Source organism: Paenibacillus sp. LBL, from assembly GCF_029893715.1.
GTDB lineage: Bacteria > Bacillota > Bacilli > Paenibacillales > Paenibacillaceae > Paenibacillus_AQ > Paenibacillus_AQ glucanolyticus.
The window spans coordinates 21430-46768 of the sequence record NZ_JARXYU010000002.1 but is presented as its reverse complement, the minus strand read 5'-3'; the positions used below and the strand labels follow the sequence as shown (position 1 = coordinate 46768).

Annotated in this window: 24 protein-coding genes; 2 read left to right on the top strand and 22 right to left on the bottom strand. The window is 46.5% G+C overall.

What is annotated here, in order from left to right:
• The 4 genes from M2277_RS05415 to M2277_RS05400 all read right to left on the bottom strand — a co-directional run bounded on the left by M2277_RS05415 (nucleotide 1) and on the right by M2277_RS05400 (nucleotide 2661).
• Complete coding sequence (locus M2277_RS05415) at nucleotides 1-813, bottom strand: GNAT family N-acetyltransferase (protein WP_148246982.1); 813 nt, start codon at nucleotides 811-813, stop codon at nucleotides 1-3.
• Nucleotides 814-917: 104 nt separating this feature from the next.
• Nucleotides 918-1637, bottom strand: a complete 720-nt coding sequence (locus M2277_RS05410; RefSeq protein ID WP_006211129.1) for a DsbA family oxidoreductase — start codon at nucleotides 1635-1637, stop codon at nucleotides 918-920.
• 122 nt (nucleotides 1638-1759) lie between these two features.
• Nucleotides 1760-2347, bottom strand: coding sequence for a uridine kinase family protein (locus M2277_RS05405; protein WP_006211130.1), 588 nt, complete (start codon nucleotides 2345-2347; stop codon nucleotides 1760-1762).
• Nucleotides 2348-2400: 53 nt separating this feature from the next.
• Complete coding sequence (locus tag M2277_RS05400) at nucleotides 2401-2661, bottom strand: YqkE family protein (protein ID WP_006211131.1); 261 nt, start codon at nucleotides 2659-2661, stop codon at nucleotides 2401-2403.
• A 210-nt stretch (nucleotides 2662-2871) separates the two neighbouring features.
• On the opposite strand from M2277_RS05400, the gene M2277_RS05395 reads away from it, so the two are divergent.
• Nucleotides 2872-3729: an alpha/beta hydrolase family protein gene (locus M2277_RS05395; RefSeq protein ID WP_063479957.1), complete on the top strand. Its 858-nt coding sequence runs from the start codon at nucleotides 2872-2874 to the stop codon at nucleotides 3727-3729.
• 46 nt (nucleotides 3730-3775) lie between these two features.
• On the opposite strand, the gene M2277_RS05390 is transcribed toward M2277_RS05395, so the two are convergent.
• The 8 genes from M2277_RS05390 to M2277_RS05355 form a co-directional block, all read right to left on the bottom strand.
• A complete protein-coding gene (locus M2277_RS05390; RefSeq protein ID WP_006211133.1) occupies nucleotides 3776-4297 on the bottom strand; it encodes a GNAT family N-acetyltransferase in 522 nt (173 codons plus the stop codon).
• A 2-nt stretch (nucleotides 4298-4299) separates the two neighbouring features.
• Nucleotides 4300-4755, bottom strand: a complete 456-nt coding sequence (locus tag M2277_RS05385; RefSeq protein WP_280754318.1) for a RidA family protein — start codon at nucleotides 4753-4755, stop codon at nucleotides 4300-4302.
• 174 nt (nucleotides 4756-4929) lie between these two features.
• Nucleotides 4930-6534: an S-layer homology domain-containing protein gene (locus M2277_RS05380; protein WP_280754317.1), complete on the bottom strand. Its 1605-nt coding sequence runs from the start codon at nucleotides 6532-6534 to the stop codon at nucleotides 4930-4932.
• 101 nt (nucleotides 6535-6635) lie between these two features.
• Nucleotides 6636-8588, bottom strand: a complete 1953-nt coding sequence (gene pulA / locus M2277_RS05375; RefSeq protein ID WP_152826404.1) for a type I pullulanase — start codon at nucleotides 8586-8588, stop codon at nucleotides 6636-6638.
• A 12-nt stretch (nucleotides 8589-8600) separates the two neighbouring features.
• Complete coding sequence (locus M2277_RS05370; protein ID WP_006211138.1) at nucleotides 8601-9905, bottom strand: DUF4129 domain-containing protein; 1305 nt, start codon at nucleotides 9903-9905, stop codon at nucleotides 8601-8603.
• Nucleotides 9902-11005, bottom strand: coding sequence for a DUF58 domain-containing protein (locus M2277_RS05365; RefSeq protein WP_006211139.1), 1104 nt, complete (start codon nucleotides 11003-11005; stop codon nucleotides 9902-9904). Before M2277_RS05365 ends, M2277_RS05370 begins: the two co-directional genes overlap by 4 nt.
• Before the next feature lie 12 nt (nucleotides 11006-11017).
• Complete coding sequence (locus M2277_RS05360; RefSeq protein ID WP_006211140.1) at nucleotides 11018-11998, bottom strand: AAA family ATPase; 981 nt, start codon at nucleotides 11996-11998, stop codon at nucleotides 11018-11020.
• 237 nt (nucleotides 11999-12235) lie between these two features.
• Entirely contained in the window at nucleotides 12236-12628 is a 393-nt protein-coding gene (locus tag M2277_RS05355) for an antibiotic biosynthesis monooxygenase family protein (RefSeq protein ID WP_280754316.1), read from the bottom strand.
• 142 nt (nucleotides 12629-12770) lie between these two features.
• On the opposite strand from M2277_RS05355, the gene M2277_RS05350 reads away from it, so the two are divergent.
• Nucleotides 12771-13073 (top strand): hypothetical protein, encoded by a 303-nt coding sequence (locus tag M2277_RS05350; RefSeq protein WP_006211142.1) that lies wholly within the window; start codon nucleotides 12771-12773, stop codon nucleotides 13071-13073.
• Between the two features lie 93 nt (nucleotides 13074-13166).
• Here M2277_RS05350 and M2277_RS05345 read toward each other — a convergent pair whose 3' ends face one another.
• The 10 genes from M2277_RS05345 to M2277_RS05310 form a co-directional block, all read right to left on the bottom strand.
• Nucleotides 13167-14132, bottom strand: a complete 966-nt coding sequence (locus M2277_RS05345) for an NAD(P)/FAD-dependent oxidoreductase (RefSeq protein ID WP_006211143.1) — start codon at nucleotides 14130-14132, stop codon at nucleotides 13167-13169.
• A 168-nt stretch (nucleotides 14133-14300) separates the two neighbouring features.
• On the bottom strand, nucleotides 14301-15491 hold the full coding sequence (gene chrA / locus M2277_RS05340; RefSeq protein WP_409348473.1) for a chromate efflux transporter: 1191 nt from the start codon (nucleotides 15489-15491) through the stop codon (nucleotides 14301-14303).
• Between the two features lie 1051 nt (nucleotides 15492-16542).
• A complete protein-coding gene (locus M2277_RS05335; protein ID WP_280754314.1) occupies nucleotides 16543-17064 on the bottom strand; it encodes a hypothetical protein in 522 nt (173 codons plus the stop codon).
• Between the two features lie 112 nt (nucleotides 17065-17176).
• Complete coding sequence (locus M2277_RS31700; RefSeq protein WP_160164016.1) at nucleotides 17177-17341, bottom strand: transposase; 165 nt, start codon at nucleotides 17339-17341, stop codon at nucleotides 17177-17179.
• Nucleotides 17342-17383: 42 nt separating this feature from the next.
• Complete coding sequence (locus M2277_RS31695) at nucleotides 17384-17584, bottom strand: transposase (RefSeq protein WP_368600355.1); 201 nt, start codon at nucleotides 17582-17584, stop codon at nucleotides 17384-17386.
• A 399-nt stretch (nucleotides 17585-17983) separates the two neighbouring features.
• Nucleotides 17984-18796 (bottom strand): stalk domain-containing protein, encoded by an 813-nt coding sequence (locus M2277_RS05330; protein ID WP_063479969.1) that lies wholly within the window; start codon nucleotides 18794-18796, stop codon nucleotides 17984-17986.
• Between the two features lie 483 nt (nucleotides 18797-19279).
• A complete protein-coding gene (locus tag M2277_RS05325) occupies nucleotides 19280-20518 on the bottom strand; it encodes a CynX/NimT family MFS transporter (RefSeq protein ID WP_148246969.1) in 1239 nt (412 codons plus the stop codon).
• 131 nt (nucleotides 20519-20649) lie between these two features.
• Complete coding sequence (locus tag M2277_RS05320) at nucleotides 20650-22035, bottom strand: helix-turn-helix transcriptional regulator (RefSeq protein WP_006211148.1); 1386 nt, start codon at nucleotides 22033-22035, stop codon at nucleotides 20650-20652.
• Nucleotides 22036-22068: 33 nt separating this feature from the next.
• Complete coding sequence (locus M2277_RS05315; protein ID WP_006211149.1) at nucleotides 22069-23454, bottom strand: helix-turn-helix domain-containing protein; 1386 nt, start codon at nucleotides 23452-23454, stop codon at nucleotides 22069-22071.
• A 333-nt stretch (nucleotides 23455-23787) separates the two neighbouring features.
• Nucleotides 23788-25176, bottom strand: coding sequence for a helix-turn-helix domain-containing protein (locus M2277_RS05310; RefSeq protein ID WP_040680788.1), 1389 nt, complete (start codon nucleotides 25174-25176; stop codon nucleotides 23788-23790).
• Nucleotides 25177-25339: the final 163 nt, after the last annotated feature.

The following is a 25339-nucleotide window of genomic DNA, read 5'->3' as shown; positions in this document are numbered from 1 at the left end:
TTACGCTTCGCGTTCTGTCCACGTTGTCCGGACATAACCAAGCTTCATGCCGACCGTCTCCATATTGCGATGACTCTGTGACAGGAAGGCACACTGGCCCACAACCAAACTGCATCCCGCTTGTTTCGCATCCCATATTCTCCTGCGAAGAAGCTCTTGCTGCAAGCCCTGTCTGCGGAACTCGGGCAGTGTTGCTGCAAAAGTAAGCGACGCATTGGAATGGTTCATATACATGACACCCGCAGCAGCAGGCTGTTCTCCCGCATACGCCATATAGAAGCTCCAGCCCGGCCGTGAATGCAATACACGATTGTTCAGGGCTACGGACGGGATTCCCTGATCAGGCAGTCCCGTTCCAAGGCAATGAATTCTAGCATAATCTTCAAATTCATCTTTGTCTATCGTTTTGATCACAATTCCGGCATCCGGCATATCCTTCAATTCTTGCGGGTTCATATACATTGAATTATGAAACGCCGATTGGTAAAACCCCCGAGCGGCAAGCGAGCTTAACAAATCCTGATTAACCATGGCAGGCACGATCTCGAATTGGAATTTGCGGTCTCTTGATTTGTAGAAATCGATAATAGCATCGAGATGAATGGAGTCCTCAGACTTTATTCCTTTTACCGTGTTAAACGAAAGCCAAGGCATCGTCCTGCTGTACAAGCACAGCGCCTGACCGAATTGTTCTATCTCCACGCCCTCGGGATTGCCGGGCCGGCCTTCAATAGCCTTCATTCGATCCTGCATATAATCCGTTTCTGAATGCTGAATCCGATGGATAAGTTCCTCAGAGGGAAGATGCCGCATATTGCCTCCTATGTATTCGTAATAAAATAATGATAACGTTCGGATAATTAGAGCCCGAAGATCACTTACTGATGCTTCGGGCTCCATGCTTGCTGTGTATGATATTATTTCGAGCTGTCCGGCAGATCGCAAGATCCGTCGGCACACATGCCGTCACTGCTGTCCGCCTCATTCACCATGACCAGCGGATTGGCTTCACGATAGGCCTTATCCAATGCGTCTGTGAATACTTCCAGAGGCTGGGCGCCGGATACAGCATATTTGCCTCCGAGCACGAAGAATGGAACGCCGCGAATGCCCAGGTTGGCAGCCGCTGCTTCGTCTGTCCGCACCTCAGATTGGAAGTCGTCGCTCTCAAGCGCTGCAGCAGCCAGTTCCCGCGAGAGGCCAACTTCCGCCGCCAGGTCCGCCAACAAATTCCGATCTTCAAGATTCTCGGCATCTGTAAAATACGCACGGAACAACCGCTCGGTCATCTCTTTCATTTTACCATGCTGGTCTGCAAAATAAACAAGGCGGTGTGCATCAAATGAATTGGCCGGAATAACCCGATCCATATGATACGTAAGCCCAACACCCGCCGCTTGCTGAGTAACGTTTGCGTTGGCCGCTTTAGCCTGCTCGATACTCATGCCATATTTGGCTGCCAACAACTCGTCCATGGAAACATCAGGTTTATAGGACGCATTCGGATCAAGCTCAAAGCTGCGGTATACCACCTCTACCTGATCCTTATGCGGAAATTGCTCCAATGCTGATTCGAAACGGCGCTTACCAATATAACAGAACGGACACATAAAATCCGACCAAATTTCAACTTTCATTTTTTCGCCTCCTAGCGAGTGTAATCCTAACTTACTTATTGTAACCCGCTTTCAGCATTGCATCAACACCTCACGCAGAAATCATACACTCGGGCTGCAAGCCGAAGAAGCCAGATGACCGGTTAATCAAGTTTGTTTCCGTTGTCCTGCAATCGGGCATGAATCCAATCGGCCACGACCGTGCAGCCCCGAACGTTCCCCATCAGGGAATTGTTCACCACCAGATCTGCGTACCAGCGGGTAGGCTCGACATATTCATCATGCCTGTATCTGACAAGCTGCAAATACTCCTGAAGCACGCTCTCCTCGCTGTGTCCCTTGTCAATGAACCACTGGCTCCTGCGCAGCATCCTTTCATCGGCGGGACAATCTATGAAGAGCTTCAGATCAAGGGAATCCCGAAGATCCTCGAATTGATACAGAAGAAATCCTTCAATAAGGATGACATCGTATTCGCCACTGCGGACGGCCTGCTCATAATCCTCGGTCAAGCGCTGAATATGGACGGCATCCGGGTGGTTAAAATCCTCAAAGACTCTGTTCGTGAAGGGCGCTTTGGCCATGGGTCTAACGGCTTTGTAGTATTTGTCCATGTGGAACAAGGCCACACGATACTCGCTTAACTTCTCCTTGAGCTTCAGACTCAGCGTCGTTTTTCCGCTGCCCGAGCCTCCGCCAATCCCAATTGTCAAGCACCGACTCTGCTCCATTTATGCCTCCATATATAAAAAGGATAAAAAAACAGACAGCCTGCAGCCGCCTGTCATTTGTATTTTTTCCAATCCATCTCACTATGCTCGAGTAAATATTCAAAATCATTATCGCGCAACTTCTGTTCCGCCTTGCGTGCTGCTTCACGCTCCTGCCTTTCCTTCTCCAGCCGATCCGCTTCATTCGCTTTTAAGGATTCGGTGGTTGCCTTCAGCTTCGCCAGAACTTGAGGGTCCAGCATATCCTTTAACGTCGCAGGTTTATCCGTTGATTCTGTTCGTGGCAATGGGGAAGTCCGTTTCTTTTTTGCCATGTTCGCTCACCTCGATTTCCACATCATTATATCATTTTGCTGGCTGCCTGACATCCGGCTGGACCATATTTCTCATCCTCCATGATTGATTTCACGGACATGTAAATACTATACTTACTTGGACCTGGACTCCATCATCGGACCAAATCAAGAGTCATCGATGGTGAGGGTACACATTGTGACGATGCAAGCACTGGAGGTACAGCAACCATGATCTATCATATTGATTATGTTTCAGAAGGACTTCATGTAAAGGGGTATCTGGGGCTCCCCCCTCAATTGCCCCGTACACTCAGCCATAAGATGGCAGAAGCGGTTGACACCATGCATGGCGTAACCGTAACTGGCACACTGGCTTGCTCCATTCTGAACAGAGAGCCAGCATCTTTCGAAGAGTCTTCCAACGAATCCCCTAAGCTGCCACTGGTCATCTACTGCCGGGGCGGCATTGGACGGATTGGTGCCGTACGCCTGAAGTGGGTGGAGGAATTCTCCGCCCAAGGCTATGCCGTATTTGCACCCGCTTATCGCGGCAATGAAGGCAGCGAGGGACGGGATGAATTCGGCGGTGCCGATACGATGGATGTGATCTCAGCCATTGACTGGCTGTCCCGTATTTCATGGATAGACAGCAGCCGCATCCACGTGCTGGGCTTCTCCCGCGGCGCGATTAATGCCGCTGTAGCGGCCGCTGCATCCCCCCATATATCCAGAATGATTCTATGGAGCGGCGTGTCGGATTTGACTCAAACCTATGAAGAAAGGATTGATCTGCGCAGAATGATGAAGCGCGTTATCGGGGGCTCGCCTGCCAAGGTTCCTGAACAATATCTGCTCCGCTCCCCGCTGCACTATGCGGACCGGATCCCATGTCCCGTCCTGCTCGTCCATGGAACACAAGACGAGCAGGTCCTGGTTCAACATAGTTACCGTATGCTGGATAAACTCCGGGAATGCGGGCATGAGCCGCAGACGCATCTGTACGAAGGGCTCGGGCATCACTTTCCCCCGCCCCAGCATGCAGCGGCAATCCATCGGATGTTCGATTGGCTAAAGAAGGGAGATTGAACATTTGCCCTGCTCAATCTTCCTTGCAACCGGCCCCGTGTCTTCCTCACTCCTTATTGCTGTGAATAGAGGTATCGATCCAGTATTTGCACTTCCCGTCTGCAATGGAGCTGAGCTCCCCCTGATTCCATTCAATGATGCGACGGGAAGGCAGGTTGGATTCATCACAGGTCAGCAGGACCTTGTTGATATGGTGCTCATAGGCTTTCTTAACTAACCCTTCCAGCATCCGCTTGCCATATCCCTTCCCCCGCTCCGAGGGCCGAATGACATACCCAATATGTCCACCCAGTTCAAGCAGACTCTGATTCAGCCGATGTCTCAGCTTGCCATATCCAACAGGCATGCCTTTCTCATACAACCAGTAAATGGTCTGAGGAACATACTCCTCCGGCAGATCGATACCTCTTGATATCTCGTAATTGCGATGGACCTTGGATACGAACTCTTCCATACTCCCGCTGTTTAAGCTGTTGACGAAGCCGTTCCCGCCCGCTCCAATTTCCTGCACCATGAATAAGAGGGCTTCATCCGCTTTCTTCTGCAGTTCAACTAACTCTAATGCCATGTCTACTCCTCCACTTGAAAGATAGAATCCACAATGATAGGCAGCTGATCTCGTAGGGATACCGCGCCAAATACGGATCTGGCATGGCTCCCCTTATCCCCGAATACATCAAGCATCAAATCCGAAAATCCATTAAGCACCTTATGGTGTTCTTCATAATCGGGTGTTGCGTTTACGAAACCCTGAACCTTGACCACTCGCTTCACTTTATCAATAGATCCGAGAGCATCCCTTAATACGGCCAGAACTTCCACTCCGGTCAGACGGGCATAGGCATAACCCTGCTCGGTTGTATAACGCTCGCCAAGTTTACCCTTCGGCTCCCCAGGCGGCCCTTTCCCTGAGACATACATCAAACCGTTCACGATGACATAGTTGGCATACCTCGCAGCCGGCGAGCTGGCAGCAGGTAAACGGATGCCTAATGGCTCCAAGCGTCCCTCCGCATAACCGGACATAAGAACATCTCCTCCATGAAGAAAATTCCAGATAAATTTCAATCATTGTACCACGGAATGAGATCAGTACAAGTGTAAGAATAAAAGTTTCTCGATGTACCCTGCATTCCATGAGGACAAAAAGACCAACCCCGTACCATCAGGGTTGGTCTTCTCATCCATGCAAGCGAAGGCTTAAATCCGGAACGAATAGGATGCATACCGCTCCGCGTTGTTAATCGCCTGCCATACATCCGTTGTCTCAGCGCCAGGGTACCAATAGGCATAACCCGCAATCTGATATTTGGCAGCCATAAGATGTTTCATGGATAAGGAACGTGCTTCTTCCGTCCATATGCGATGCCTAACTCCACCGATCGTATATGCAGCTTCATACTGGGCGACATCAGCGTTCCACGCCAAGGAAGCCTTGTGCAGACGGATGCGATGTCCCTGTTCAATCAAACTGATATCCTGCGAGGACACCGATGAGGCCAGCTGCCAATCTCTTGTATACAATGGATACGCAACGATACTCTTCTTCGCCGTGACTTGATTTATCAGCTTGTTCAGAGCCGATTCGGACCAAGGCAGCGAGGATACGGAACCGGCTTTTGGCGAGCCGCCCCAGTGCTGGTCGTAACTCATAAGAACTACATAGTCCACTTGTCTGCCAAGCGCTGCGTAATCAAATGCTGCCGTCCAATCCGTATTCAGATCAGGCGATACATCGATAGATAACTTCGCTCCGAGCCGCTTCATTTCCGCGGATAATTGCGTGATAAAGGCGGTCAGGTTCTGACGATCCTGAGCCATCACATTCTCAAAATCAATATTGATCCCGTCCAATTGATATTTGGATACATTCGCAGCGATGCTCTCTACAACCGACTTTCGGTTCTGGGCGCTGCTTAGAACGGAATGCGTTCCTTCCGCGTTCCCCCGGTTTCCCACCATAGCCCATACCTGCCGTCCATTGCTGCGAGCCCATGTAAGCAGCGCTTGATCGGTATGGTCCGATACCTTGCCGTTTGACTCCATATAATACCAACGCGGTACAAGCACATTCAAGCCGGCTCGCTTGGCATAAGAAATGTACTCCTTGGTTGTCCCGTTGTACAACCACCCCATGTGGATATTCGCAGGAACCTGACGATCAACCGAAGTTTTCACATTGCCCGACTGGAGCACCCGATCCAGCAGTTTCGCCGTTTCCTCCCGGGTGATGGCGTCCTGAGGTCTGAACTGACCCTTGCTTCCCTGCAGCCAGCCGGTATCGGTTGCTGTTCCTACAGCATCCCAAGCCCACTTCGCAATCGAGACTGCATCGAGATATCTGCCCGCCGTGTTCCCGTGATAAACATCGTTCTGCTTCATGGCCCGGGTGACAATCACAGCGGCTTCTTGGCGGGTAATGGGCGCATTCGGGTAAAACATGAAGCCATTCCCTTGCACGATTGATAGATTCAGGCCGGTATGAATCCAGCCATAATACCAAGCAGATTTGGAAACATCCCGGAATGCTGACACATCATTCTGAACAGGCTCCAATTTAAGCATCCTGGCGATCATCGCGGTAAATTCCGCCCGGGTCACCGGTTTGCGCGGCAAAAAAGCCCCTGTGCCATCCCCGCTTACGATACCTCTCTTAGCCAGACGATCAATCGCGTCTTTAGCAAAGCTTGCAGAAATATCATGGAAAGCAGTTTGACTCGGAGCTTGAAGCGCTGATGCCTGAACAGGGCTTAAGAGCGATGTTAATGACAGCAGCAAACAAAGGGACAGGATATATTTTTTCAAAGGTACGCCTCGATTCTATCATCTGATATCCACAGCATATCAGATGATGATAGAATCAGGCATTATTCATTTCTTGGTAAAAATCGTATCTGCGCGAGCGCCTAGCAAGCTAAGACTACAGCGCCGATCCCTTCTACAACAAGAGAATCCGAGTTTAAACGTTTAATCAGCTCTTCACCAAGCAGAATCTTCCACTCCCCAAGCTCAGGCAGCTTTAAGGAAGACTCCTTGCGTGCGGCATAATAGAGTACATAGATATGTTTCTCGGCGCCGCCGCCCGCATGATCACGAAGCGTGAAGGCTACGGTGTTCTCTGGACTATCCTCGAATCGCAGATGCCGCCGGATCGAAGCCGAATCCCGCAATCGAAATGCCGGATGATTCTTGCGAAGCTTAACGAGCCGCTGAATGTAGCTCACGCCATCCTGATGCTCTGAGGCCATGCCCCAGTCAAGCCGATTCACCTCATCGCTGGAGTTGTAGCTGTTCTCCACACCGTTCTTGGAACGGTAATACTCCTGGCCTGCATGCAGGAACGGGATTCCCTGACTCGTAAGGATCATGGCCGATGACAGCCGGTGCATATCCCGCCGAACCGCATCATTCTCTCCGTCCGTAGACAGCATGATTTTATCCCAGAGCGTATGATTATCATGACACTCCACATAATTCACGCATTGTACCGGTTCGGAAGCAAAGGCCTTGATCTCTCCGGCATACGGAATGCCGCCCACGATACCCTGCTTGACCTTGCCCTGGTATCCAATACCGCCGCTTACAAAGCCTTTGTAATCGAAATGAAAGATATCCCCTTTGACGGCGTCACGGAATCCATCGTTAAAATGTGCGATGCGCGGCATCAACGCGGCCTGGCGCTGATTCGCTCTTCTCTCTTCAGCCAGCTCGGTATCCATTACCCAGCCTTCACCTATCGTGATGATGGACGGATCGATTTCATCCAGACGCGTTCGGATTTCATTCATTGTCTCTACATCCATCAAGCCCATGAGATCAAAGCGGAATCCGTCTATCCGATATTCCTTCACCCACTGCAATACCGATTCTACGATGAATTTCCGCATCATCGGCCGCTCGGTTGCCGTATCATTGCCGCAGCCGGAGCCGTTCGAGAAGGTACCGTCTTTCTTATAACGCAGATAATATCCGGGAACCAGCTTGGTAAAGTTGATCAGGTAACCATCATATACATGGTTGTACACCACGTCCATGATGACTCGAAGCCCTTGATCGTGAAGCGTCTGTACCAACTGCTTCAGTTCCCGAATCCGTACCTCCGGTACATACGGATCCGTAGCATACGAGCCCTCGGGCGCATTGTAGTTCTTCGGATCATATCCCCAATTGTACTGCGGCTCGTGAAGTCTGGTTTCATCCACACTTTCGGTTGCATAGTCGTATATCGGGAGCAGCTCCACATGCGTGACGCCGAGCTCAACAATATGGTCAAGACCTGTACGAATCCCCCCGGGGCCTCTTGTTCCTGACTCTGCAAGACCTGTGAACTTGCCCTTATGCGAAACTCCGCTATCCGGATGAATGGTGTAATCCCGGACATGCAGCTCGTAGATTACAGCATCCACGGGACTGTCGAGCGGCGGCTTATCCGCTGTCCAGCGTTCCGGATCGGTTGTTGTCATATCCAGAATACAGGCGCGATCCCCATTAACGCCCACCGCTGTGGCATAGGGATCGACGGCTTCGTTCCATTGATCCCCGATCAGAACCTGGTAGGTATAGAACTTGCCTTGAAGATCCTCACGAACCTTCAGCAGCCAAGTCCCTTTCACATCCCGGGTCATGGCTATTCGGCGGGCATCCGGTGCTTTCCAATCCTCGTATAACAGGACATAGGCCTCACTAGCCGTTGGAGCCCAGAGACGGAAGGCCGACTCTTGAGTTTGGTAGGTCAGCCCCAGATCGCTACCTTCATAATAAAATTGCTGGTCAAATTCCTTGTCAAAGACGGAAACTCCTCCGGTTACGGCCGGATCACCATAATGAATAATGGCATTGCTCTCTTTTTGTACAGACAAGATGTTCACTCCTCATTTAAACTTCCTATCTTGTTGCAGCCGTTCAAATTCTTCCTTGGTAATGTCACGGTTGCCATAGCGCGCTTCCTCGTACAGCTCTATCAAGGATTGCGGAATGCGATCGCTCTGCCCATCCCAATCCTTAAGATCGTGTTCGGTTTCCCGAGGGGTCAGAGCCGCTTTCCAATTATAGCCTTCACGGATGCTTCGGGAAAGTATCCTGCGATACATTTGACGGATTTTCTGATTCAGGTGTTCCGATTCTTCGCCCTCACGATGCCTTCCACCGAAACGCACACCGGACAACAATCGTCTAAGACGTTTCGATGCAGGATCGTGTTCGATATTCTCCACTTCATCCTCATAACCCAGCGAGGGCTGAACGTTCTGTCTGTTCATCATTCTGTTCATCCACGCCGAGAATTTTCTGTAGAGCGTGGGCAGCACTTTGCCGAATCTGAACAAGACGTATACAACTCCAACCCCGATAGCAAGGAATACACCATAGATCAACATTTGTTCAATCACTTTCATCCACTTGCTTGGCGACTTCGGTTCTTCCTCCATCATAGGCATTTCGGGCGGCGGCTCTGCCATCGAAGGCGGCTCCGGAGCCTGCTCTGCTCCAGAGCCGAACAGCCCGGAGATCCAGGCTGCTATTCCCCTCGCGAGATCGGAGAACCACTGCTGAAGCTGTGGCAGAAAAGCCACGATTCCGATTAGAATCAGTAGTACGATAATAAACCATCGATTGTAGCGCAGAACGCGCCGTTCCAATACCGGCTGATCTTTGCCCGGGAGCGTCTCATCGAGCACGAACTGCCGATTGACGATCAGCAGCGTCAGCACCAAGGCAGCCGCTCCCATCCACGTCAGAGCTGGTATTCCATCCTGAAATGAATCCATGAAGCTTAATATGAAACTGCTGACCCCGTACAGGATCAAACCGATCAGGAAATAGGTGCCTGGGAACATCAGATTCCAGCTTATCTGCTCCATTCGGCTCCCCCGATAACTTGCAACAAATAATACGGGAATGGAATAGGCGAGAGCGAGATCAACACCCAGCATGGCAATGGATAACAAAACGGAAACCAGGCAGCCCCATAGGAATGCCTTGAATTGACGATTGAATTTAAATAACTGCCCTCCAGTATAACCCAGTATGTACCCGGCTAATACCAGCGCAGGCCATACCCATCGGAAGGATTCAGGCATTAGGTAGAATGCGGGAATAAACAGAACGGGGAAAAACAACACACACTCTACGAAGCCCTGCAGCAAAGCCTTCATATATCCCGATACGTGAACATTCATGCTGACACCTCCTTCGCAGGAGAAGGAACATCTCCGAGAGGGAGGACGTCGACACGATGTCCGTTCTCACGAAACCGCTGAAACATCTCTTCCAGCCTTGGGCTCACATAAGTGGTCAGAATAAGGATATCCCTTGCCTCCTCATGCCGCGACAGCTCATAAGCCAGGTAATCATGAAAAGAAAGTCTGCGGGTGAGCTCCAGTCTTGCCAGCATTTCGAATATCAGATGCTGCTGCTCCATGCCGCCAGCAACGGGGACAAAGGCGTCATCCTCGGTCTCACCCAGCGTCCCGTTCGTCCCCATTCCGATCTCCATCCCTTGCGACAATAAATGTGCCGTTATTCCAGCTGCCAGCCGGATTCCATGCTCGATGGGCTCAGGCCTTGTAGCTTTGCTCCACATCTGCTCATGATCCTCAATATTCAGGTAGATCATCAGACGGCTGTCTGCGGTCGTATCCCGTCTGTGAACCTGCAGGGTGCCCGTCCGCGCAGTGGCCTTCCACTGAATATCCTTCAGCGGATCTCCATCCCGATATTCACGAACACCCGATATGAGAAACGGGTCCTCCATGATCCATCTGCGGACCAGCATTTCGCCCATCCAGGTCTGCACGGGCAAATCCATATCCGACACATCAAGCGGCATTGGATACACCAAAATTCCGCCGGTTAATGTCTTACTCTGCACAATCGATTCCAGTCCGATCAGATCGCCTGTTGTCATCGATACGGTTCCCAGCTTGTACAGACCTCTTTGCTTCGCGGTAATCCGATGTCTGCGCAGGATTTTGGTCCATGGCAGAAGACTGAAGAAACTCTTGTGGTTCTGATTGAATTGCCCCTCACTGATATCCAGGTTTAATTGATTATCGAAGGCCAGACCCGAGCGGAATTGGGACTCTACCCTCAACCAGGGGACAGGCAATGCTTTGCGGTTCTCTATGATTTCGATCAATTCGACGGAATCTCCCTCATAACAAGTCGACACCTTGAAGGAACGGCTGTAATTCAGCTTTTTCAATGCCATCCGTTTAAAAATCTTGCCCTGCACAACGACAACCACAGCGGCGATGAACAATATCCAGTAGGCTCCCATGGCAACCGCCCCCTACGACGAAATGCCTTCTTCTGTCGGTACGGAAACCTGCTGCAGCAACCGCTCGATCACTTCTTCAGAAGCGGCGGCCCCGCCCCGGCTTTGAAGTGTGCCCCGAAGCTTCAACCGGTGTGCCCAGGCTGGCACAGCCAGCTCCTTCACATCGTCAGGCGTCACAAACTCCCGGCCCTGCAGGACAGCTTGTACCTGTACGGCCTTCAGCAGGGCCTGACATCCCCTCGGACTTACTCCGGAGGCAACCGCTTCATCCCTTCTGGAATGCTCCGCCAACGAAACGATGTAAGCTAACATCTCGTCACTGACATGCACCTTGTTGACGATTTGCCTGGCTTGCACGATGCTCTCAGAGGCTGCAATCGCCGCAAGCGACTCCAAGGGTTGATTATCCTTGAATCGCTTCAGGATATCGACGCTTTCCTGTGAGGTGGGATAGCCCATATTCAGTTTAAACAGGAATCGGTCCAGCTGCGCCTCCGGCAGTGGAAATGTGCCCTGCTGCTCCAGCGGGTTCTGCGTGGCGATGACCAGGAAGGGTTCCTCCAGCTGATGGGTTACCCCGTCAATGCTGATCTGCCGCTCCTCCATGCACTCCAGCAAGCTGGACTGCGTGCGGGGCGTTGCTCTGTTAATCTCATCGGCAAGAAGGATATTCGTGAACAAAGGGCCCGGCCGAAATTGAAACGCCGAGGATTGTTGATTATAGAAATATATACCGCTCAGATCAGACGGCAGCAGATCCGGGGTAAACTGAACTCTTTTAAACGTGCAGTCAATGGACTTCGAGATGGATTTGGCCAGCAAGGTTTTCCCCGTGCCCGGTACGTCTTCAAGCAGAACATGGCCAGAGGTCACCATCGCAATAAAGAGCCTGTCGATCAGCTGTTCCTTACCCACCATAACCTTGGAAACGTTTGCTCGAATATCATCGGCAAGACGGCGAACGGCATGATAATCTGTAATGATTGGAACCACCCCTTATATAGTTTAACTTAACAACAAAGTTCGGCATGACCTGCCATAATTCCTGTTATTCAGGGCAAAATAAGTCACAGTTTGCGTTAAGCTTCCGTTCCCAGAGCTGACCAGCCAGGCGACCATTTACTCTACATAGTCATAAATAAGGCAAGAAGCTGTCCTGGGACAGCTTCAGGATTCATCATATAAATGCTGATCGTATTGGGATCTGTTATAATTGCCCGTGAAAAAAGATCAATCAGAAGCAGATTCCTCATCTGCATCTGCTTCCGCATCCGTTCCGCTGCCCGGGATCAATAGTTTGACCAGCTCCATTTCAGCTTGCTCGCGACTGTCGATCCGAATGTCGATATAATGCTTGACCTCAGGCGGACTTGCGTAGAATGGTTCCAGCAATGCTGACCATTTCTTATAATCCGGGTGTCCCCGGAAACCGAGCAAATGATCTTTAATCCCGCTCCAGCGAACAAGGAATATATATTCATCCCTGTTCTCCACACATTTATGAAGCTCATGATCTACATATCCCTTCTTCGTTAACAGAACGCCGGAAGCCGCCCGGAAGGCGCTCTCGAAATCACTCGCAAGCCCGGGTTTAATATAAAGTATCGCTGATTCCAGTATCATATCGTTCCCCCTCTTGATATTTATCCATCAACCGTGAGGCAGCTTGTACTTTGACGGCATCACGCTATGAAAACAGTAGGTGCAGTCAAGTATATGCTGATATAATAAGAAGAATGAATACACTAACGAGGATGAGACAAACATGGCATTCGGCATCTCCAAACAGGAATTGCAGCAATGGAAGCAGCAGGTGGCGCGAGGCGACATCGCTTTTTTGACTCACTACTGGTATGACAAGCGATTCCCCCAGTTCAATACCGTAACCAAGGTGGGCTGTTCGAACATCCGACGTCTTGAAGATTGGTGTTTGTCCAATGGGCTCAATCCGGAGTATATCCATCACCGCCTGCCTTACCCGCATTTTGATCTGATCGGTCCCAAGCAGACCGAATTGCTGCATAAATATGAGCTTGAAGACCATATCACCCGATTTGGTCTGACTTAACAAAACCCGCCCTGTTTCACGGTTCTCATAGAGCATACCGTGCAAACAAGGCGGGTTTTTTAGAATCCTGCTGCAATTAGCTTAGACGGAAGCTTACTCAGACTCGCCGCCACAACCATCAGATTGCATTGCAGATTTACCTGTCAGCTGCTTCAATGTTTTATTAATCCAGATGGCAGCCGTTGCACCTTCCCCCATAGCAACCGTGGTCAATTCGGAATGAACTCCCAAGTCACCTGCGGCCCAGAGCCATTCAACGCTTGTCATTTTGGACCTGGGATCGGTTATGACATGTCGATTATGCTCAAGCTCAGCCCCGAGCTGCTCAGCCAATTCCGAATAGATGCTGTTCCCTCCAAAGGAGATAAACCCCCGCTCCGCAGGCAAAAGGCTCCCATCCTCCAGCACGACAGCAGAGATGATGCCGCTCTCCTCAGAACGAATCTCCGCTACCTTCTTCTCCACATATGGAATCCCGAGCTCAGCTAATTGGCGCATATGCTCGGAAGAAGCCGGCTTCCCCTCATGATTGACATAGGTAATATCCCTGGTTCGCTCCGATAGCAGCAAGGCCATACTGGCACCGGGATCTCCTGATCCCATCACGACGGTCTTCCGATTCTGGATTTCATACCCGTCACAATCAGGACAGACAAACACCGAGCTGCCTAGCGTCGACATCAGGCCCGGAAGCTCCGGGAACCGGTCCATCAAGCCGGTTGCCAGCAGCAGGGTTCGCGCCCGATATTGGGCTCCGTCTTTCCCGGTTAACACAAAATGCCGCGCTTCATCCCGCTCCGCCTTCCGAATGTCATCCGCTGCAAAAGCAACGCCGACAGCCTCTGCCTGCTTGCGTCCCCGCTGCCTCAGCTCTTCGCCTGAAACCCCGTCCGGCCAGCCGAGAATGTTGCGGTAGCTCTTGCATATCGTGGAACGCCCCGTTCCCCTGTCGATCACCAGCACGTCGTAAGCTGAATACCGCCCCAATTGTATAGCGGCCTGCAAACCAGCAATACCGCCGCCAATAATGATGCAATCCTTCACTTTGGTGTCTATCATGTAGGTTCTCCACTCATTTCTATATAGAATTCATAGCTGGAGCTTTTTGTATCCGGTATGCTTCCTGCAAAAGGTATACCCTAAATATTTAACCAATCCATGGAGATTTACTCCTGGCAATAAAATAGACCTCGGCACATCGTGCCAAGGTCTAAGCTAAATCATACTCTATAGCAGCAGTTGACCGGCTATCGCACCGGCAATCACAACAAGCCACGGCGGGCTTTTCCAGAACATCAGCATTCCAAACAATCCCGCCCCCATCACGAACTCAAGCGGACTATGAATAGAAGATGTCCATATCGGGTGATACAATGCGGCCAGCAAAATACCGACCACAGCTGCATTCATCCCTGTCAGCATGCCTTGAAGTTTAGGGTTTCTGCGGATGCTGTTCCAGAACGGCATCGACCCCACGATGAGCAGAAATCCGGGCAGAAAAATAGCAAGTGTTGCCACGATGCCCCCAGGTATTCCTTGTATTACAACACCGAGGTAAGCCGCAAAAGTAAACAGCGGTCCAGGTACAGCCTGTGTTGCCCCATAACCGGTCAGGAAATCCTCCTTGGACATCCAGCCGTTTAGCACCGTCTCACTCTCAAGCAGAGGCAGAACCACATGACCCCCGCCGAATACAAGTGACCCGGCACGGTAGAAGCTGTCAACAATGGCCACCCAGCCATTATCGGTCATCGCTCTCAGCAGCGGGAGTCCCACCAGCAAAACAACAAACAAACCTAGGCAAAACAGTCCGGCTGTCCGTCCAATAGGGATCTTCATATCGGCAGCCTTCTCATCGTTAGCCTGCCGCTTAAACAACCACAGTCCCGATATACCGGCAAGAGCAATGACCATTACTTGAGATATGGGAGATTGCCACAGCAGAACGACAGCCATTGCTATAAACGCTAAAGCCGCACGCACGGGGCCCGAAGCCAGCTTCCCCGCCATCCCGAGAACCGCTTGAGCTACTATCGCGACTGCAACAATTTTCAGTCCTTGAATCCATCCAGCCGAGCCCGGATCGAAGGTCTGCATCAGATAGGCAAAAATCATCAGCATGAGCACGGACGGCAGCGTAAATCCGAGCCATGCCACAATGCCGCCCCATAGTCCCGCTCTCATCACACCGACACCAATTCCGACCTGGCTGCTGGCCGGTCCGGGAAGGAACTGAGCCAGTGCCACCAGATCGGCATAACTTTTCTCGTCCAACCACTTTTTTCGCTGAACATAGGTTCCGTGGAAATAGCCGAGATGCGCAATCGGTCCACCAAACGAGGTGAATCCCAGCTGAAGAGCAGTCCACCACGTTTCGCTAAGGGCGCGCCATCTTCCGGACGGTTGATTATCGCCCATTTGAGCCTGTGCCTGTGCTTGTTCTTTCTCGATCTCTGTGTTCAATATGTCTTCGCTCCCCTTACGCTAAAGTTCAATGGAAATAGGATTTTCATGAGTGCATGCCTAGGCATGCATCGTATGATCAAATTTTAGGTTACAACATATGCACAACATCAATCCACCTCTTTATGTAAACGCTATGTAAAATTTGAGCAGTAACTGCTATTACTGTTCACCTTGCACCATGTACAAGATGATATAAACTCCAGATATCTTTCACATTCTGTAAGTGAGTAATTATATCTTTTGGAATGTGGTTATTTTCATCTATACAACTATTAATTAGCACTAAATCGTTGATAGCTCCTCACGCAATGATTCGAGGACTTACGCGTATTGCATTACTGAGCTTTTTAGCCATAGATGTATGAGAATGAGACTTCTCATGGTACTCCCCCCTCTTTACTTTCTGGACTATCCCTCGCCATCCTACCCATTTCATTTTTGTCATTGAGTTAGTTCAAAACTTATACATTTAAACAAAAGCAAGCCACCATATCAAAAATAGGGCTTGTCTTTAGATTAAATCAAATTTTTTATCTAATTTAGGCTTCATTAATCTTAAAAAACTTAAAGTTGATCTATTTCAAATATTCTAGAACTTTGTTTTACTTTTCCAACTTCGACATGTCCCATCATACCTTAAACTATCATATAAAATTTTGCGCCATCTTTATAGATAATAACCTCAGGTCTTATATCAAAGGTAATATCATATTTATTGTCAACATGCTTCCATGTTAGTCCGTCAGTTAATTCATACAATTACCTTCAACAAAACCCTCTAATTTATAATTAATTTGTGATTCAATGGCTCTTAAACTATATACAATAGTGAAAAACGAGCAATAACAGATTAATTGAATATTGAGGGTTACTCTTCATCAATTTTTATTGCATTAATTATGAGATACACCCTGAAATAAGAACAAACATTTGTTTGTATACATTTTTTATCGAACTAATTTACATTCAAGTGGTTTACATGGAGATTTTTTCAGTTGCAACATTATTCAAAGTTTAAAAACCCAGAACCGTAATTATCTCTCATTTTTCGTAATGTAGATATTCCTTCTTCATATGTCCCACCAGTCGCAATATAAATGGCCTCATTTTGATTATTCTCCATGTCAGTACCCAAAACACTTATATTTAGAAAACTATCGTCAAACCAAATAATACCAAGCATATTGGCATGCTGTGGCGGGTTAGTATGAGTCTTATTGTAAATCAAATTCCCCATGTTTATACCATTTTTTCTTTTAAGTACTTCTGTATTGAGAGTTTCATAATTTTCTGTTTTTTCTATCCCTCTAATTTTAATGGAGCCCTTAAAAATATGCTGCCTAAACAAAGGTCGATATATCGTTCCTTCAATATTAATAGAAGTATTCTTAAGAGAGTCGGGATTTCTATCATTAAAAGCAACAGCAGTACGAACAACACTTATTTTTTCTGGAAATTGGTAAATAAATAGAAAAATGATGATTAGCAAAAGAGGGATACCAGTGAATATAATGATTCTTTTCAATTTCCCATCTCCTTTTCTCCCAAAATAGAATAAGATTTGTGCAAAATATTCTACACAAATCTTATTCTTAAATAAAGAAATAAATAGTTCATACTAGGGCGTGTCTTCAAACTCAAGCAAGCCACACCATAATGGATGCCAAGGCCAAAAAAGACTTGAATGTACACGCTAATTTATCATATCGAGTCGCCAAACGACGATAATTCTTTACTTTATTAAAGAAGCATTCCACCAAATGGCGCTCTTTGTAGACATCCCGATCATATTTCGGGATCACTCGGCGGTTTTTCTTCCCGAGAATCTATGGCCTGTTGTTCCTTCAAAAAGGTCCGAATGGCATTCGTATCATACCTCGGTCGGCTAGAACTTGCTTCCGGGTCAGTTTCATGCTTTTAAGGAGATTGAAACCTTGGACGGAGTCATGCGCTTCACCTCCGGTCAAGTTGAAGCGAAGTGGATTTCCTAACGCGTCAACTATTGCATGAATTTTCGTGCTTAATCCACCTCGGGAACGTCCGATCGCTTGCTTGCTTTGCCCCCTTTTGCGCCTGATCCATGCTGGTGAACTCGCACTCTAGAGCGAATTCGTTATATACTAATGTCGCTACAATTGCGGATCAGTATATGCTTCTATTCAACAGTCCTGCGGATTATTCACATTTACAGAGTGTATTGCGAAACAGAATGCAAACTCATAAAAATACACTTTCTGGGAAAAGTGCGTTCCTTATTAGCGGCTCAGGTACATCTTATGATGTACGTCAAATTACCGGGGGAACTTGGTCGTTTGCAGGATATGCAAATTCGACACTTGCATATGGGGATCCTGATTATTTCTGGAAACGGGCTTTTGAAGTTACTTTGAATCCTGTTGTTACGTTACAGTAATTATTTACTTGCGGTTATAACTAAAATAGTTTTAAGGATTCAATACCTCTTTAACCAAGGAGAAATCTACCGAATCAATTTTCCAGCCTTTACTTGTATAAACCAGTTTGGCCGTTCTGTAGAGTGTTTCATTAGGTGCATATTTAGAGTTAGGACCTGAAGATTGAGTCAATTTGGCGCTATTGGTTTCAGTATAACTGATGGCCGATGGATAAATCGTTGTAAATTTAAAGTCGTATTTCAATCCTTTGCTACGTATGATTTCATTGATAAATTTATCCGTAAAGTATGGGCTGAAGTAAGTTCTGATCTGCTTGATTGAAGATAGGTCGGTTGCTTCGTTTAATTTGTTCACGAACACTTGTCTTTGCTTATCTGTTATTTTTTTCGCATTCGGAACTTGAACTTGTGGTTTTTGCATGGTTACCTGGAGTTGTTTTCCCTCCAACGTGATTGTCGCCTGACCAGTTTTTTGGTTCCAATTTACATCTGCTCCCAAAGTTTGACTTACAAAACGGGCCGGCACATAAGTGGAGTTGTAATTTAGTTCCGCTGGAACATCAAGAAGAATTTCCGATTGATTGAGCAAAACTTTGTTAGAATTAAGGGTAAGAACCATTTCTGTAGCATCTTTAGTAATTCTAATTGTTTTTTGTTGTTGATTCCAATCAACGTCTGCTCCTAAGTTTTCAGAAACGGCTCTAAGAGGTATGAGCACCCGATTGTTTTTCAAAATACCACTATCTATTGTAACCGGTGCTTCAGCGGCATAGCTAGATGAGCTAAAGTTAGGCAGTACAAGCATAGATGCTGCCAACATCGTAAGAGACATTTTTTTGAACATTATGATCCTCCTAAAATTAAGATTATTTGTAAGATTAGACGTCATACATAGAGTAAATGTTTCTTTCTCCAGCTATTGCAGAGGACATAAATGTCAAAAATTGCTTATCATCTGACTCTCCTTGTTTCTTCACATACATGAAATCAATGTATAAACTGCAATTAAAAGTTCACTTTAAAAATCATGGAACAAAATATAATAAAATAACAAACTATCCTAATCGTTAGCTCTCCTAAAATCCAATGAAATTTAGCAATTGTCAAGTAAGCTATGATTACAACTGCTTGTTTTATTCGGGCTAATGAATTGAATTGGTGTCCTATTCGGAATGAGAACTTAACTTGTTAAAAACACAAAAAGTCGCGTTTCCGCGACTTTTTTTTATTCTCAGACTCGAAGCTTAGCAATGCCCGCCGGACCGTTGTCCAGGGAGCTCTTAAAGATGTACTTAAAAAATACAACCTTGATAACCCCCCTCCGCCGTTATGGCTTCTCCATCTTCGGCGTAGATTCACCCGACGCTGAGGTATACCCCGGTTTGGCTGCGCCAAAACCGAAGAAGAACAGCACAACAACGACTGCGGACAAAACCATGAGGGGAACCTTCCAACCGTCTGTAGCGTCATGCAGGAACCCGATGAGCATCGGGCCGATCGCGGCCAGCAAGTAACCCAGAGACTGAGCCATCCCCGATAACGCCGCGGCTTCGTGGGCCGTTTTGGTACGTAAAGTAAAGAACATCAGGGATAAACTGAAATTCGCCCCGCCGGAAATACCGACCAACATCACCCATAGGAGATTTAATGAGGACATGCCGGATAATAATCCTACGTAACCAGTGAGCATGGATAATGCAGAGATGGTCACCAGAACACGCTGATTCGGATTTCGGCCAGCCAGAACAGGAATAATGAAGGAGAACGGCAAACTGACAAATTGAAGTATGGAGAGCATCCACCCGGCAGCACTATAATCCATGCCTTGACTTCTCAGAATCTCGGGCAGCCAAGAGATGTTCACATAGAACGTAAACGATTGAAGCCCCATAAATAAAGTGATATACCAAGCAAGCGGTGAACGAAGCACACTCTGTTGTTTGGTTGCAGTCGAACGGACTTCTGCTGTCTTGTCAGAGCTGCTGCGTTGAATCAGCCATACGATCAGAGCTAACACGGATAATGACGCCCAGATCAACAGGGAACCCTGCCAGCCAAGACCTGCTTGCGTTGCAAGCGGGATACTAACCCCGGATGCGGTGGCGGCTAGCAGATTCATTGATGCCGAATAGGTGCCTGTCATCAATCCGATATGCCGCGGGAAATCCCGCTTAACGAGACTCGGAAGCAGCACGTTCCCTACGGCTATGGCCACTCCCAGAAATGCAGTTCCCAATAATAAAGTAATCGGCGATGATATGGAACGTATGCCGATTCCGAATGTCAACACCACCATGCTAAGCAGCAGGGTGGTTTCCAGTCCCCACTTTTTGGCCATGGCGGGAGCCATTGGCGATAATAGAGCAAAAGCCAACAGCGGCAGCGTCGTCAGCATACCAGCCATGGTACTCGATATTCCTGTATCCTCACGAATGATCCCAATCAGCGGGCCTACCGAGGTTATTGCCGCTCTCAGGTTAATGGCAATTAGGATAATGCCTGCAAAGATCAACCATGTACGCCCTGTGGAACTTGTGGTTGGTTCTAACGATGTTCTTGATGTCATTACATGGACTCCTTACTCTGTTACGATATGTAAAAATAAACTTATCCGAGTTTATCATAAACCCGGACATTAGGCTATAGCTCAGGGAGGCCACTGACGCTGCTTCACTGGTTATGGCCACAAGCCATACCCTACACAAGCGGGCTCCAGGCGTACACCGATAATTTTTGAACATCTCGAATTAATTCGGTATACCGTCTCTGAATATCCTCGGACGAAAAATGACGGAATTGCTCAAATATCCCCATGCATCGCAGCATTCCTCGATCGCTTTTAATCTTAATGGAATACTCCAGACTATCTACAATGTACTTCAGCCCACGATCAAATTGTTTGGAATTTAAATAGTATATCCCCAATTCGGATAGAAGCCGCGTATATTGGTTCATTGTGACGTGTTCACTAACTTTCCCAAGTTTGTTTTTCTGTAATTTAAATGCCTGGTATTCCCGAAACTGGTCCACTATATGATCTATGTTGAAATGATATCTGTTAGCAGCTACTACAAAGTTACACAGGGCTGTAAAAATCTCATCCGTTCTTGATTCAATATAATCTATATATTCAGGCAGTACGTCAGAATCTCCAGCCATGAGTCTATACAAGTAACGGTTCGCTTTAGCCCATTCTTTAAACTGATCAACAGTTATAATTTCCTCATCAGAAAATTCCTTTGCCTTTAACCAATTAGGATTTTCATACATTGAAAGATACTCTAGTGCACCCTCAAGGTTTCCTGCTTCACGACAAGCGTATGATAGACTTAAATACGAATATAATATGTAAAAAATGGTGGGTTTCTCTTGTTCATTTTTCGTTGTCTTTTTTTTGTTATTGTTTGTATATTGTATTTTCGCCGTACGGCCCATTTTTTCAGCCAGAACTTTCACCATATCACTTCTGAGCAAAGAAACGTTAACGTTAATAAGCTTCCTATATGCATCTAGTTGATACACATCATCCAGCCGATCAACATAATGTTCAAAAGTTACGGCCACCTTTAAGTTAGACTCCATATTATCACTTAATTCTAACTTAAATAGTCGATAATGACATAAGGCAAGCCTCTCAGAATGCTGGAACTTCTCACTCTCTGCTACACACTCATACAATATAACCGCTGCTTTATAATTTTCTTCATTGAACAAATCTTCCGCCAATTCAAAAAGCAGCGGAGCATAACTGATATTTTCCATCGTTAATCGGGCGGCTTTTTGCAGACAATCCAGCTTGCCTAGCTCTGCGCATCGTTGAAGAAAAGCTCCTAACCGTCTCCAGTCAGGCGTGGTATGAAATATACATTCCGAAATGTATCGATCATAAAAAAATCCTTCAGGATATCCTATACTGGTAGTGATGCGATCCAATTGATTCATGGACATGGGACGATTTCCGTTAAGTATACTGCTCAAGGACCCCGTATTCACACCGGATATTCTCGCAAATTGATTTAGCGTTAATTCGTTATCCTGTAAAAATTTCGTTATTTCTCCGCGAATCGTGGCTGTCGTTTTCAAATAACAACACCCCCAGGGAAATCCAAATATTAGTTAGTTCTGCACTTGCGGGCTCCAGGCGTATACCGATAGCTTCTGAACATCCTGGACTAATTCAGTATATCGCCGCTGGGTGTCCTCGGAAGAAAAATGACGGAATTGCTCAAATATCCCCATGCAGCGCAGCATTCCATTGTCACTTTTGGTTCTGATGGAGTACTCCAGACTGTCCAAGATGTATGCCAGTCCACGGTCAAACTGTTTGGAATTTATATAATATATCCCAAGCTCCGCAAGAAGCCGCGTATAGCGGTTTAAGGTCACCTGATCGCTCACCTTTCCGAGCTGATTTTGCTGCGTTTTGTAAACCAGATGCTCCTTATACCGATCCAATATATGATCGATATGAAGTTGATAGCGATTGGCTGCAATCAGAATATTACAAAGCGCCAAAAAAATCTCATCTTCTCGTGAGTCCACATAATCTACATATGGGTTTAAAGCATTGGGTTGTCCACTCATTAAACCATACATATACCGATTAGCCTCAGCCCATTCCTTGAACTGCTCCATAATCAGCAACTCTTCATTGCTAGGATTTTCTATCCAATCAGGTTTCTCATATAACGACACATAATAAAACGCATTGTCATAATCTCCTCGTTCTTGATACATATAGGCCTGAATTAAATACGAATATAATATATAAAAAATAATTGGTCTCTCTGATAACTCATACGTTCTAAGAGTACTTCTATTTTGTTGGTATTGAATTCCAGCTTTTTTCCCCATTAGTTTTCCAAGCGCTTCAATTTTATCCCACCGTTGTAAGGATACATTTAAATTAATAAGTTTATGACACGCGTCCAATTGATACATATCATCCAATCTATCAATATAGGGTTCAAAGTATACAGCAGCTTGTAAATTATCTTCCTGATTCTCTCCTAATCCGATTACGAATAATCGATACTTACAAAGAGCTAATCGCTCTGAATACTGAAACTTTTCACACTCAGCCACAGATTCGTACAACAAAGCTGCCGCTTTATGCTTGTCCTCATTAAATAAGGCTTCGGCCATATCAAATAGCATCGGTGCATACGATATGTTCTCCAGTGTCATTCGGGCTGCCCGATGCAGACAATCCAGCTTTCCCAGCTCTGCACATCGGAGAAGAAACGGCCCCAATCTCCGCCAATCCGGAGTCGCATGAAAGATACACTCAGGAATGTACAGATCATAGAAATAGCCTTCTTCCAGACCCATTGCGTCGGTAATCCGATCTAACTGATGCATGGACATGGGACGATTACCATTTAGGATATTACTAAGTGTCCCGCTGTTGATACCCGATATCCTGGCAAATTGATTAATCGTCATATGATGATTCTGCAAAAATGCAACTATTTCCCCGCGAATCGTGGCTGTCGTTTCCAAGTAACAACACCCCCAGATGAGAACCAGAAATTAGTATATTAAATATTTAATTACATGCTATTATTTTACTTTAGCGAGGTCAATAGCGAATCAACATAATGGATCTGTTGTTTTTAAATGATGAAATATATTAATAATACTACGAAATATAATAAAAAGACGCCTCCAAAAATTCGGAAGCATCTTACTTAATCTATAACACACTTATTTCGCGATTAAGTATCTTAATTATTTCCAAGTCCAAAACCATGACCAGACGTCGTAAGTATCTCTGGTTGTTTGTTGCTCTCTGCATTAACGTTCATCGTCGGTACAGCAACAGCACAAATGATACTAGAGATAACCAATAGATAAGCCAATTTTTTTCTCATTTAATTTTTGCACCTCGCTAACTAAAATAGTATATCGTTTTTGTAATTCGAATGACGAAAAATGACGATATTGCTCGAATAGCCCCATACATCTAAGCATGCCATTATTACTATTGATTGTAATGGAATTTCCCAAACTTTCCAATATAAATTCAATTCCTTTGTCATAACGTTCTAAACTTATATAATATATTCCTAATTCCGCCAGTAATCGAGTGTATCGTTCGAGTGTAACTTGTGTACTAATTTTACCTATAAGGTATCGTTGTTCCTTATAAACAAGATATTGTCCATAACTTTCTAATATATCATCAACTCTAAATCGATGCCGATTCGCTGCAATCATTATGTTACACAGAGCCGGAAAAATCTCTTCTTCTCGTGTCGAAACATAATCCACATAGTCAGAGAGAACCTCAATTTGACCAACCATTAACTGGTACACATATCTATTAGCTACAGCCCACTCTTTAAACTGGTCTATAATCCGCATTTCCTCATTATTCGGATCTTCTATCCATATAGGATTTGCATATTGTGATACATAGTATAATGCCTTTTCGTATTCTCCACGCTCACTATAGCTATTTTCTAATGATAGATTTGCGTATAAAATATAAAAGACAAGAGGATTCTTCCTTCTTACTTCAATATAACCTTTAGTCTCACTATACTTAAACTCAATCATTGCTTTATGCAACATTAGCTCAGCGAATTCCTCTACTTTATCCCATCTATGAATAGAACCATTTACATTAATTAAATCAACTAGCGCATCCAATTGATAGACCTCATCTAATCTATCAATATAAGGTTCAAAGTATACTGCAGCCCTTGAATTAACCTCCTGATCATCACCCAATTCCAACGTAAACAATCGATACTGGCATAAAGCCAGCCGCTCGGAATGCTGGAATCTCTCACTCTCAGCCACGCTCTTATAGAGCAGCACCGCCGCCTCGTGCTTCCCCTCTCTGAAAAAAACCTCCGCCGTTTCAAAGAGTAAGGGGGAATAGGAAATATTATCCATTGTCATCCGGACGGCCTTGTCCAGACAATCCAGCTTTCCCAGGTCTGCGCACCGGTGAAGAAACGGTCCCAGCCGACGCCAATCCGGTGTGGCATGAAATATGCATTCATCTATATACAGCTCGTAAAAATAACCCTCTTCCAAACCCATCCCTGCCGTAATCCGGTCCAATTGCTGCATGGAAATCGGTCGATTTCCGTTCAGAATGTTGCTGAGTGTGCCGCTATTGACCTCCGATATTTCAGCAAACCGATTAATCGTCATCTCGTTCTTATGTAGGAACTCTTCCATTTGTTCGCGAATCGTGGCTGTCATTTCCAAGCTAACACCACCCTTTAGGATCAGAACCCAAATATTAGTATATCTCTTTATAGTAATCATATTGATTAATATTCCAGCGGTCAATACTTAATTACGTCATATTTTTACACAAAATAACCAAAACACTTTAAAAATACCAAATATATTTACATTTCTCATCTAT